The sequence below is a fragment of the Mucilaginibacter gynuensis genome (genome assembly GCF_039541195.1).
Classification (GTDB): Bacteria; Bacteroidota; Bacteroidia; order Sphingobacteriales; family Sphingobacteriaceae; genus Mucilaginibacter; species Mucilaginibacter gynuensis.
This window is the reverse complement of sequence record NZ_BAABFT010000008.1, coordinates 69,612-81,969: the sequence shown is the minus strand read 5'-3', so window position 1 is coordinate 81,969 and position 12,358 is coordinate 69,612. Positions and strand designations below refer to the sequence as shown.

Annotated in this window: 10 protein-coding genes; 6 read left to right on the top strand and 4 right to left on the bottom strand. The window is 45.1% G+C overall.

Annotated features, from left to right (window positions below; genetic code table 11):
- Window position 1: 1 nt before the first annotated feature.
- Window positions 2–1,453 (bottom strand): 3-keto-disaccharide hydrolase, encoded by a 1,452-nt coding sequence (locus ABD894_RS16135; RefSeq protein WP_345212095.1) that lies wholly within the window; start codon window positions 1,451–1,453, stop codon window positions 2–4.
- A 206-nt stretch (window positions 1,454–1,659) separates the two neighbouring features.
- On the opposite strand from ABD894_RS16135, the gene ABD894_RS16130 reads away from it, so the two are divergent.
- Genes ABD894_RS16130 through ABD894_RS16120 form a run of 3 tightly spaced genes read left to right on the top strand, consistent with a single transcriptional unit; the run spans window position 1,660 to window position 5,027 of the window.
- Window positions 1,660–2,835, top strand: a complete 1,176-nt coding sequence (locus ABD894_RS16130; protein WP_345212094.1) for a glycosyltransferase family 4 protein — start codon at window positions 1,660–1,662, stop codon at window positions 2,833–2,835.
- A 3-nt stretch (window positions 2,836–2,838) separates the two neighbouring features.
- Window positions 2,839–3,834, top strand: a complete 996-nt coding sequence (locus ABD894_RS16125; protein ID WP_345212093.1) for a lysylphosphatidylglycerol synthase transmembrane domain-containing protein — start codon at window positions 2,839–2,841, stop codon at window positions 3,832–3,834.
- Window positions 3,834–5,027, top strand: coding sequence for a glycosyltransferase family 4 protein (locus tag ABD894_RS16120; RefSeq protein ID WP_345212092.1), 1,194 nt, complete (start codon window positions 3,834–3,836; stop codon window positions 5,025–5,027). The genes ABD894_RS16125 and ABD894_RS16120 overlap by 1 nt, the downstream gene beginning before the upstream one ends.
- A gap of 37 nt (window positions 5,028–5,064) precedes the next feature.
- On the opposite strand, the gene ABD894_RS16115 is transcribed toward ABD894_RS16120, so the two are convergent.
- Window positions 5,065–5,922 carry a phosphatidylinositol-specific phospholipase C/glycerophosphodiester phosphodiesterase family protein gene (locus ABD894_RS16115; RefSeq protein WP_345212091.1) on the bottom strand — a complete coding sequence of 286 codons (858 nt, stop codon included), beginning with the start codon at window positions 5,920–5,922 and terminating at the stop codon, window positions 5,065–5,067.
- Between the two features lie 209 nt (window positions 5,923–6,131).
- Between ABD894_RS16115 and ABD894_RS16110 the strand changes: the two genes are divergently transcribed.
- Window positions 6,132–7,028, top strand: a complete 897-nt coding sequence (locus ABD894_RS16110) for a magnesium transporter CorA family protein (RefSeq protein ID WP_345212090.1) — start codon at window positions 6,132–6,134, stop codon at window positions 7,026–7,028.
- 1 nt (window position 7,029) lies between these two features.
- Here the strand turns inward: ABD894_RS16110 and ABD894_RS16105 are convergent, their stop codons facing one another.
- Together ABD894_RS16105 and ABD894_RS16100 are read right to left on the bottom strand one after the other, a co-directional pair.
- Entirely contained in the window at window positions 7,030–7,857 is an 828-nt protein-coding gene (locus tag ABD894_RS16105; RefSeq protein WP_345212089.1) for an MBL fold metallo-hydrolase, read from the bottom strand.
- 65 nt (window positions 7,858–7,922) lie between these two features.
- The gene (locus ABD894_RS16100) at window positions 7,923–8,213 is read right to left on the bottom strand and encodes a hypothetical protein (RefSeq protein ID WP_345212088.1); all 291 of its coding nucleotides are present in this window, start codon (window positions 8,211–8,213) and stop codon (window positions 7,923–7,925) included.
- Between the two features lie 482 nt (window positions 8,214–8,695).
- Here ABD894_RS16100 and ABD894_RS16095 point away from each other — a divergent pair, with 482 nt between their 5' ends.
- Both ABD894_RS16095 and ABD894_RS16090 read left to right on the top strand, forming a co-directional pair.
- Window positions 8,696–11,092, top strand: coding sequence for a DUF2339 domain-containing protein (locus tag ABD894_RS16095; RefSeq protein WP_345212087.1), 2,397 nt, complete (start codon window positions 8,696–8,698; stop codon window positions 11,090–11,092).
- Complete coding sequence (locus ABD894_RS16090) at window positions 11,070–12,302, top strand: DUF3999 family protein (protein ID WP_345212086.1); 1,233 nt, start codon at window positions 11,070–11,072, stop codon at window positions 12,300–12,302. The genes ABD894_RS16095 and ABD894_RS16090 overlap by 23 nt, the downstream gene beginning before the upstream one ends.
- Window positions 12,303–12,358 lie beyond the last annotated feature (56 nt).

Sequence of the window (12,358 nt, the reverse complement as noted above, 5' to 3'; positions counted from 1 at the left end):
ATTACCAGATCAGTGTGTATTGAACAGAGGTGCCTTTGTCGGTATTTTTTACCGGTAACAGTAATTCTTTACCTTTTGCAGTTGTACGTAATACCGGCTTGGTGCCTTTATCAAACTGTACATAGTATTCAAAGTTATTGATGCTGTATAAGCCGTCGCTTACTTCGGTAATATCATTGGCTACAGCAGCACGTGCATACACGTTTTTAGGCGCGGGGCCGTCTGTGCTGATAACGCGGGTAAGTGATTTGCCCTCGGTAGGGGTAACCTTATCATTAACATGAACGCCGTTAAAAATATATTTGAAAGTAGGGTAACCTTGCGCGTCAAGCTCGTAACCTTTAGGGCGGTATACCAATGATGCAAGGGTATCAGGCCATGCGGCGTTAACGTCATCTAAAACAGCTAATGATGATGCATCGCTTAAGTTGATAACACTGCCTAAAGCTTTTGAATTACCATCACCACGTGACAGCCACATTGGCGATGCATCAAGGAAGCCGCCTTTCCAAACCTGGTAAATAGCGCCGTTATCTAAATCATAACCGAAGCTGATGTTGTGCGGGTAACCGATGCTGGCCGCGTGAGTAACCCTTTTGCCCGGGATGTCAACAAAGCTCCTGAATACTACAGGCTCGCCTTTTACATCAATGGTAACAGGTTTATCATCATCGTCCCAAACACGGCGCGATCCGTCAACAATTCTCGGATCAACCTTGGTATTGTATTTAATGTTTTTGAAAGCCACCGGGCCATGATCGCCCTGTAACCTTAACGGACCGGTTGCCGCTTCTTCAGCAAATGCCGAACCACGGGTTGGGCCGGTAAGCTCGGCGTTTTCGGTAATGGTAACACCGTTTAATATAATAGCTACTACACGCGCGTTGGCAACTTTTTTACCGCCATCAAATTTAGGCGCCTGAAAAATAATGCGCAGGTTTTGCCAAAGGCCCGGTGCACGGCTTACGTTTAAGCGTGGTGCAATACCCTCGTAACCAAACTGTCCGTTAGGGCGGCTTTCGTCCCAACGTGAGTAAACAGCGCCAAGGTCACTGTTGGTAAGGGCATCTTTACCCCAGCTATCGGTAAGCTGTATTTCGTAACGGCCTTGCAGGTATACGCCCGAGTTTGACTCTTTAGGCATCATAAAATCAAAGCTCAGGTCAATATCACCATGCTCCATGTTGGTGAAAATGTCTTCATTTTTGCTTTTGCCGGGTATGGTTACCAGTACACCGGTACCATCTTTTTTGTTGATGGTATTGGCTTTATTGAAATCGCCAACGGCTGATCCTGCGATAGACCAGTTTGCAGATGGGCTTTTAAATGCTGATAAGTTATCAAGCGGAACCTGACCCGAAGCAGCCGTTTGTGCACTGCTCATTATTGGAGATGAAACAATAGCAAACAGCAAGCCTGCGGTTGCTGTTTTTAATAAGTAATTTTTTCTCATAATTTTTACTAAGATGGTCGCTAATATAGAAAATTTGCAACACGCAGTATGCAAATGATTTAAATTAATAAATCGGTTTACTAAATGTAGAGTAATTGTTACATTACCTTATTAAAATTGTTACTAAGTAGTAAAGATGCAACACTAAATTAATATCCAAAAAACATTAGGCTTTTAGTTTTGAAATAGTGATCACTTAACCACTTATGAAAAAAACTAAAGTAGTATTTTTTGCCGATATACTTGAAAATGAGCATGATGGTGCAACCCGTACCATGTTCCAGCTCATAAAACGCATTGATGCCGATAAATTTGAATATCTTTTTGTGTGCGGTGTAGGGCCCGATAGGGTGCAGGGGTTTGAGTGTATAAAAGTGCCCGCCTTTACAGTGCCTGTAAATACAAGCTACAAAATGGCTTTCCCTAAACTGGTACAGTACAGTTTACGCGAAAAATTACACGAGTTTGCGCCTGATGTAGTGCACATTGCAACGCCATCGTTACTGGGCGAATTTGCCGTAAAACACGCCAAACAAACAGGCCTCCCGGTGATATCTATTTACCATACGCACTTTGTATCATACATTGATTATTACCTTAAAAACGCGCCATTTTTAATTGATTATGTAAAAAGCAAGGTGATAGAAGGGCAAAAAGCCTTTTATAACCAGTGCGATGTTATTTACGTGCCATCAGAAAGTATGGCCAATGAGCTGATGGATTGGGGTGTGTCGCCGTTGCGTATCCAGTTGTGGAAGCGGGGGATAGATACCGAACTGTTTTCGCCCTCGCGTAAAGACCCCTACCTGATGCCGCGTTTAACCGGTAATAATTATCCCACTATATTATTCGCCAGCCGCTTGGTTTGGGAAAAGAACCTCGAAACGCTTTTCAGGATCTATGATGACCTGCAACTGAAGAATATTCCTTTCAACCTGATAGTAGCGGGTGATGGCGTAGCTAAAAAAGCCTGTGAGGCACGTATGAGCAAGGCTTTATTTGTAGGCAAAGTGAGCCATGGCGTACTGGCCGAAATGTATGCCTCGGCAGATGCCTTTCTGTTTACATCGGTTACCGAAACTTATGGCAACGTAGTGCTGGAAGCCATGGCATCGGGCTTGCCATGCGTAATAGCTGATGGCGGCGGTTCGGCAGATTTTGTGGAGAACGGCGTTAACGGTTTTAAATGCGAGCCTTACAACGAGTATGCTTATACCGAAAAACTGGCTATGCTGCTTACAGATGATTCGCTTGCCGATGTATTTATTGGCGAAGGCTTAAACTACAGTAAGCAATTCGACTGGAACCAGCTTGCCGAAGTATATTTTACTGACATAAAACGCCTGGCCCGCCACGAAATGGCCGAGGAACTGGCGTACTAAAGCATGAAGTATTTAAAGCTATTTTTAGTACTGGTAATGCTGGTATGCATCGGTCTTTTTTTAAGGGCTACGGATATGCAGCAGGTGGCTGTTTCGCTAAAACGGGTTAGCTATAACTTCGTTTGGATCATACTGGTATCTTTTTGCTCTTACTTTTTAGGCACCATAGCCTGGCGTTTCTGCATGGGCAGCGAGGGGCGGCAACTACCGCTGCTGCGCTTATTCATCATCCGCCACATTGGCGAAACCACCGGCATTGTAAACCCGGCCAGTATTGTGGCAGGCGAGGCGGTAAAGATTTACCTGCTGCGCAATTACGCTATTCCACGTAAAACGGTGGTTACTTCGGTATTGGTATCGCGCGTGGTAATGATACTAACACAGGTATTGCTGTTTGTTGCGGCAGCTATTTATTTTTTATACCTGTACCATGGCCTGCCGGCGGGTTTCGGCGGTATTTTAAAACTGTTTTACGTAATGACGGGTGTACCGCTGGTATTTATCATATTATACAGGTTACGTACGCAGGTAAAGCGCATAGCGATAAAGAACCGCGCCGGCTTGTGGCTGTACAACCGTACGCTTAAAGCCCGCACGCAAATCAGCGAAGCGCAAACAGAGCTATCGGCCTTTTTTAACAACAATCGCCAATATCTTTTTCTATCGGTGGTGTTCTTTATACTCCACTGGGTGTTTGGCTCGGGCGAGTTATGGGTGATACTGCGTTTGCTGGGTGTAAAGGCCAGCCTGATGGAAGCCATTTTTGTGGATATGAGTGTGATATTGCTAAAATCGGCAGGGGCGTTTGTACCTGCCCAAATTGGTATTGAAGAGTATGGCAACAAAATTATGCTTGCGGCAGTGGGCATACAAAGCGTGGCTATTTGGTTAACTGCTACCATACTGCGCCGTGCGCGCCAGTTATTTTGGATAGCCTTTGGCCTGGTAGCCTATTTTATTATTGACAGAAAGAAAGTTATGATACAGGAGCATGCCTGATGGAAGTTTTATTTGTAAGCCATAAATACCCGCCAAGTATAGGCGGCATGGAAAAGCAAAGCTTTGAACTGATAAAGGGGATGAGCAAATATGTAAAGGTGCATACCATTATCCATCAAACGGGTAAAAGTAAGATCAGGTTTTTTGCCTCGCTTAACAGGCGGATATTAAAAATGTGCCGTGAGCACCCGGGGATAGCGGTGATACACTATAATGATGGGTTGATGGCTGCAATATGCCTTAACCATAAAGGCTACGGGCATTTAAAACGCACGGTAACTTTGCACGGGCTGGATGTGGTATTTCCTAATAACACCTACCGGCGGTCGGTATTACCGGCTTACCGCAATTTCGACCAGATCTTCGCCGTGAGCAACGCTACTGCCCGCGCTTGTATTGAACGTGGCATCCCGGCAGAAAAAATAACGGTGATAAAGAATGGGGTAGATGCTTCTATTGCCGATTGCAAACCGCGGCCCGATCTGCTCACTTACCTGTCATCAACCTACGAAATAAAACTGCATGGCAAGCGCATACTCATGAGCATTGGCCGCCCGGTTAAGCGCAAGGGTTTCTCGTGGTTTATTGATAACGTGATGCCCAAAATGAGCGACGATTTTATATTGCTGATGGTAGGCCCCTACGCGCAAAAACGAACTTTTGCCGATAAGATGTTTGATCTGCTGCCCCGCAAGGTACGCAGACAGGTATCCTTCTTTTTAGGTTTACCAACCGATACGGCCGACATACAAAAACTGCTTGCCCGGCCCGATATCAGCGAGAAAGTAAAACACCTGGGTAAACTGCCTTACGAGGATATGCTGCAATTGCTGATTGTAGCCGATGGCTTTGTGATGCCTAACATCCCGGTATCGGGCGATATTGAGGGTTTTGGACTGGTATGTTTGGAAGCTTGTTTATGCGGTGCCAAGGTGTTCGCGTCGGCTATTGATGGTATTACCGATGTGATAACCCACGGGCAAAACGGCTACTTGTTACCTGCCCGCAAAGCCGATGCCTGGGTAACCGCACTTAGCAAGTTAACTAACGAAAACAGTAAGGAATGCTTACAGCCAGAGGAAATAAAGGCATATACGCTGAAACACTTCAGTTGGGATAAAATGGTAAAGCAATACCTCGAGTGCTTTCATGCTTTCGATCATCCTCATAAAACATTTGCTGTTAAAGACTGACCTTTTCATTTTTCGGGTGATTTATTTGGGATAGGTTTTACCGGCTTAATTGTTTCCTTTCGGCAAGTTTGCTATTGGCAAAGCTGGTGTTCAGAAAGTTTTTGAGGGTAACCAGCTGATCGGTGTTGATAAGGTCTACACCGCAGTTCAGCAGTTCTTCCCAAACCACCTTGTTTTCGGGCGAAGCCCACAGTCTCACCTTCTTACCCATGCTATGCGCGGTATTGATGAGTTTGCACAGGCGGTCTTTTTCTACGGCAGGCAATACGCCTTTGCCTTTCCAGTTAAGTATGGAGGTGTATTTGCAGCTGGCCATCGGGTATACATCCATCAGTGATGAGTCGCGGCCAATTTTGCGGAGGTCTTCATCAATAAATACCAGGCGGCTGTTTTCGCTTTTCACCATTTGATAAGGCTTATGGCCCGATAGCACAATGGTGACCAGCCCGTAGCGTACATGTCCGTTCTCGTAGCTGGATAACATGGGGCGGTATTTTTCGAGCACTGCTTTTAAGGCTTTGTAGGTTGATTCCGCTCCCGATTTAATATCGATCATCAGGGTAATGGGCGTGTTGTAGCCGTCAAATACCTGCCCGTTCTTTTGTACCTGCTCAAACAGTGGTTCGAGGTACAGTTTTTCGAGCGTGCGGTTCTTTTTAAAGAACGGGAAGAAATGCGCGACCACCAGCTTACCCCCACGCAGGAAAATATCTGCTTCTATATGCGTATACCCATTGTCGAGCGCGTCGCGAAGCGGATGTTTGTGCCAGTAATCGTTGTGTGCAAATGCGTTGGGGAGGGGGATGTTTTGGGGGTAGCAAGGTAGCCGAAGAGATATCAGTATCAGCAGGATTGCCGTTCGGAGGAATTTTACATTTAAGCTTGCCGTTCGCATATTAAATTCAAATTTCTTTACTCAAATGTATCCATAGCCTATGTTTAAATTTTAAAATCTAAGTTAAATAACAGGCTAATTTTCAATGTTGTTTGTTAAGTAATTGATAAGTAATGCTTGTATTTGCGCAGGGTTAACATTGGCTTTGCTTGTTTAAAAGCAGCGAACATATTTATTAGTAAACTGTTGTAATTTGGATAACTTGCAATATGCTTAAACAATTTGCTACCAAAAAGGCCAATGGGTTTGACTGGGTGGATATTACCGATCCGCAGCACGACGAGATACACGACACGGCCAAAAAATACCATCTGCACGAAGCATTGCTGGAGGATAGTTTACAATCAGACCATCTGCCCAAGTACGAGAGTATGGAGACCTATGTTTTCATCATTTTCAGGATTCATACCGAAGCCAAGATAAGGGAGGCCGATACCGTGCAGCAGCTTACCCATAAGGTAGCCATATTTTACTCGGAAGATTTTGTGGTGACCATTCACCGCAAGGCACATAAATTTTTAGACGGCCTTGCCGAAGATGTAGCGAAAGGGAAATGCACCAGCTCTTTTCACCTGCTCAATAATATTGTTAAAGGCTGCCTTACTACCTACGATATACCGTCGAATGAATTATTGCGCGGATTGGAATATTACGAAGACCAGATCTTCCTGAAAAAGAGAAATGTACCGCTGCTGAAAGGCCTGTACTTTTTGAAACGCAAAACCGATCTGCTTCGCCGGATGCTGATATTATCGTATGATATTGTAGATAATATTGATGCTGAAAAAGGCGACGTAAACACCCGCGATACCCGCGACCTGTATGTGCGTATGCAGAACATATTCGACGCGCTATCTGAAAATACCAACCACCTGCTCAATATTTATTTCAACGTATCATCGCAGCGCACTAACGAAACCGTGCGTATCCTCACCGTGTTCTCGGTGTTTTTTATGCCGCTTACTTTTATAGTGGGTATATATGGTATGAATTTCGAGTTTATGCCCGAGCTGCATCATCACCTCGGCTACCCGGCCGTGCTGGCGCTGATGGCGGTTATTACTATAGCCATTTACTTTTGGTTCCGGCGAAAGGGCTGGCTGTAAATTAAAACAGGGAGGTTTGCATTGCCAATGGCGAAAGGTATTGCGGCGCCTGGTTAACAGCGGCTCCGCTGCTTACGGTATATACGGCAGTTTCTTCGTATCGTGAGGCTACTACTACATGGGTATTGCCCGCATGCTGGGTAAACAGCTCGCGTACCAGATCGGGACAGTTATTATCTTTAGAAAGGTGGGCCAGTAACAGGTGGCTCATAAAGGCGGGCTTATGATCGAGCAGTAAGCGCAGCGCCTGGCTGTTGGAAAGGTGACCTTTGCCGCCTGTGATACGTCGCTTCAAAAAATACGGATAGCGGCCATTGGCCAGCATTTGCTCATCGTAATTAGCTTCCAGGAAAGCGGCATGGCATTGCTTAAAGTAGCGGATCAGGTTTTCGCAGGGAATCCCCAGATCAGTAAATATACCTACCGTAACATCACCTTCGCTCACAATAAAACTATGCGGTTCGGCGGCATCATGTTCTTTAGGGAAAGCGGTAACACACAGGTTGCCGATATAAACCTTTTCGTGCCCGTTGAAAGATCGTGTTAACTCCTCATCAAGCCGGAGGCCGCCATGTAAACAGGTTTTGCCGGTAATATAAACCGGGAGCCTATGCTTTTTGGAGAGCACGGTTACCCCGCTGATATGGTCGGAATGCTCGTGCGAAATAAATATGGCCTTTACTTTACCCATGCTCAGACCAAGCCTGGTCATGCGTTTTTCAACCTCGCGACAGGAGATACCCACATCAATCAATACAGCTTCGTGCTGATTACCAATGTAGTAACAGTTGCCGTTGCTGCCCGAATTTAATGAGGTGATAAATAACATGCTTCATGCAAAAATAAACGATTATTTAACATGATTGCACAAAATTTTAGCATTAAATATTCCGCTTAGTCGCCCGCTGTGCAATTGCTTTTAATGGCATCGGCAATTTGCTGCTCAACCTCCTTTTTAAGTTCGGCACCGGTATAGGTCCACTCGGATATAGCTTCGTCGAAAGCCATAACGCCCACAAATACAGGTTCGCCGTTCAGACCGGGCTGTACATCGTGCAGCTTAAAAACATGTGGTTTATCATCCGGACGGTACTCCTCGGCTACTTCCTGCTGCGCCTTTATATGGATCACTCTTTTAAAACCTTTTGGCCCTTTTATAGTGGTTTTTAATTCTTCAAAAATCATAAGTACAAGGTGTTAGTATGAGTTTAACTTGATAATGTACTGTTTATAAATACAGTGTATGGTAGAGATTGTTTAAATTATGTATAGCGAATGTTGGCTGTCCTTGTTCAAGTTTTAGCATTTTTTTAATTAGTTGAAGTATATGTCATTCCAGACAATGCCAAATTTAATCATTCGAAAAGCAAGGCTTGTGGTGCTTCGGTCCGGATAGCCCCGTGATCCGCTCATACACCCGCAGGCCTTATGCTTTGGGCCGGTATCCGCTACTCCCGGGTTTAGGGCTGTCACGGTAGTGCTGATTGCATTGCGGATGTAAACTTTGCTAGCTTTTTAAAATTGTAAAAGCTTTTAAATTTCCTCTTTTTTCGTTTACCCAAAGTGAAATTTATCCCTTAAAGCATAATCCGGGAGAGTATTCATCGACCTATAAAAACCAAAAGTTTAACAAATAACTTTATATTTATTGCCTAAACCCGTCATAAATGGAAGCAATATATGTGGTGTTTTTACTGCTGATCATCTACCTGATCGTCGCTAATAAAAGCAGCAACAGTTCAAAACTGGCACAATTGGAAGCGCAGATCCTGGAGCTGCAACGCCTCATAAAACAAAATATAAATACGCCGGGGCCAACGGCCGAAGCACCCAAACCAGCTGCAGACACAGCGGTTAAACCGCCCGCAAAGCCTGCGGAAGTTCAACCTCCAAAACCGGTTGTTCCGCCGACTGTTGTTGAGAGTGATATTAAACCACAGCCTTTTCCATCAGAAATTGTAGAGCAACAAAAGCAGGTGATCACCACGCCAATCTCCGATGCGCATCGCCCGGCGCGCCCCTTGCCGCCATTACCGCCACCGCGTAAACCGGCCGAGCCGCAGCTGTCGTTCTTTGAGCGCCATCCCGATCTGGAGAAATTCATCGGCGAAAACCTGATCAATAAAATAGGTATCGCCATATTGGTGCTGGCCATTGGTTTCTTTGTAAAATACGCTATTGATAACAATTGGGTTGGCCCGGCAGGGCGTGTAGGTATCGGCGTATTATGCGGCGGTATCCTGATAGGCGTAGCACACCGCTTACGCAAATCATACGCGGCTTTCAGTTCGGTATTGGTGGGTGGCGGTTTGGCCGTTTTGTACTTTACCATTACACTGGCCTATCACCAGTTTCACTTGTTTAACCAAACCGCGTCGTTCATTATTTTAATTGTAATCACCATTTTCGCGGTGGTGCTTTCCCTGCTTTACGACAGGCAGGAACTCGGCGTGATCGCCTTAGTGGGTGGCCTGGGCAGTCCGTTTATGGTGAGCAGCGGCCAGGCTAATTATAGCGCGCTATTTATTTATATGGTGATATTAAATGCCGGTTTGCTGGTTATCGCCTATAATAAATCGTGGCGAATACTTAACGCATCGGCCTTTGGCTTAACGGTTATCGTGTTTGCGGGCGTGGTATTTACGCTTACCAAGCCGTCTTATGGTACCGGCTTAATGTATGCCAGCATTTTGTACCTCATGTTCTTCGCCATTAACATCGCCAATAACTTAAAGGAAAACAAAAAGTTCATCGGGTCAGATTTTTCTATCCTGCTCATCAACACCGCCCTGTACTTCGCGGTTGGGCTGTACCTGCTTACCGAAATGCATTACGAGCATTATCGTGGTTTGTTTTCGGCCTTGCTGGCAATAGTGAACCTGCTGCTATCATACCTCATGTTTAAAAACAAAAAGGTTGATACCAATATACTTTACCTGCTAATAGGTATCACGCTTACGTTTATATCGCTCACCGCGCCAATACAGCTGCACGGGCACAACATTACCCTGTTTTGGGCTGCCGAGGCGGTGCTGTTGTACTGGCTATACCAAAAATCGACCATTAAGCTCATGAAGCTTACCGCTTTTACGGTTTGGTGCCTCATGGTGATTAGCCTGCTCATGGATTTAGGGGTTATTTACGGCCAATCGGATGTTACTATAGCCATCATAGCCAATAAAGGCTTCATCACTACTTTGGTGGCAGCCATTGGTACTTATTTGCTTTATTGGCTGGTTAAAAAAGACGAAGTGCTCGATCTGTATGGCATCAAGCTACCTGCGGAAATATTCAGGTTTGCGGCATTGGTATTTTTGTTTTTAAGCGGATTGCTGGAGATCAATCACCAGTTTTTGAACCGTTACCCCGGCACCGCGCTTAATACGCTGTATCTGATGTTGTATGTGCCTGTATTTGTGTACATGTTTGCACTGGTATCAAAAAAATATCATTTCAGGTGGGCTTTAAATACCGGGTTGATTGCGGCGGCTATTGTGGTTTATACTTTATCTACTCCCGATTTTTTTGATCTGCAATACAGTATCCTGCTTCAGCATAAATTGTCGTCGGCCCATTTCGCGGCGCATTGGATAGGGGCAGTGTTCATCGGTTTACTGTTTTTTGAACTGACGCAGATAGCCCAAAAGTATTTTACGTCGGGCATGCAAAAAGCAGCCGGTTGGGTATTGGCCGGTTTTATCGTATTGTTCTTGAGTTTGGAAGTTAGCCTGGCCAGCAACCTCATGTTTTATTCGGCTACTAACACCATTGAGCACATCCGTACCGTATATATTAAAACAGGGCTGCCAATACTGTGGGGACTGTTATCGTTCGCGCTGATGATGCTGGGTATGCGCCATAAGGCGCGTACGTTACGTATCATATCGCTTACTTTATTCTCTGTCACGCTGCTGAAACTGTTCCTGTTCGATATTCAGAATATACCACCTGCGGGTAAAATAGCGGCGTTCTTTTGCCTCGGTATTTTACTGCTCATTATTTCATTTATGTATCAAAAGGTTAAAAAAATTATTGTTGAAGATGAAGTTAAAGAGAAGGAATAAAGCAGCGATACTTTTTAGCCTGCTGGCTTTGCAGGTAACCGGTGTATTGGCCCAACAGAACTTCAGGTACAGCGCCAAGGTACAGCAGGCAGATTCGGCCGGGTTTTATAGCATCGACCTGCAACCTGATGTATTGGCCAAAAGCAACGGTAATTTAGCCGACATCAGGCTAATGAACGCCGATAGCAAGTTTGTACCCTACATATTGGGTAGCCAACTACCAAAGCAGGATGTTAAGAGCTACATCGTTTTCGCGCAGGTAAGCAATGCCGCTGCTAACGATTCGCTTAAAGCTTATGTGATACAAATACCGGAGCGTTTAAGCATTAACGAATTGTGGCTCAAACTACGTAATACTGCGGTAAGCCGCACGGTGAATTTATTGGGTAGCGACGATCTTAAAAACTGGTTTGCTATTGAAGAGGATGTGCCCTTGCAGGAAACCGGTTTTAGTCGGAATGGCGCTTATGAACAGGTGCTGAATTTCCCGGCGAGCACTTATAAATATATTAAGATATTGATCAACGACCGGCACAAAGCCCCGATAAACATTTTACAGGCAGGTATTTATCAACAGGAATTTGCCAAACAAATATATGTGGAGTTGCCGCCTGTGCTTGTATCGCAAAAGGATAGCGCTAAAATAAGTTACATCAGCTTGCAACTTAAGGCGCCGTACCCGCTGGCTAAATTGCATCTGAACATCGGCGGTGCCAAATTTTATAAACGGGCAGTTACGGTTTATCAGTTAGCGGGCAGCAACCGCGAGTTGGTGCTTGATACCGTGATCAGTTCTGCCGGGGGGCAGGATCTGTACCTATCGGCCAAAGCTGCTAAACTGGATATAGAGATCAACAATGAGGATAACCCACCGTTGCTTATCAGTGGGGTAAAAGCCTATCAGCTAAGTGAAAACCTCATAGGTTATTTTGAAAAAGGGCAGCCTTATTACCTCGTATTTGGCGATGCAAAGGCATCGGCCCCTAATTACGACCTGCAAGCGTTTACCGATAGCTTGCACAGGCAGTTACCACAACTAAGGCATGAGGCAGTCGGCAATAACCCGCTGTATAAAATTGCGGGAGAGGCCAAACCATCAGGCTTTCCGTCGTGGATTATTTGGGTGGCTATAGCAGTGGTGCTGATTGTGCTGATCACCCTCACCATAAAAATGACACAGGAAGTGAACAAAAGAAAAGCCGGCGAATAATTAATGCTGTAAAACAGATATTTTTACAGCATTAACCGGCCTTATTGCGCTATCAA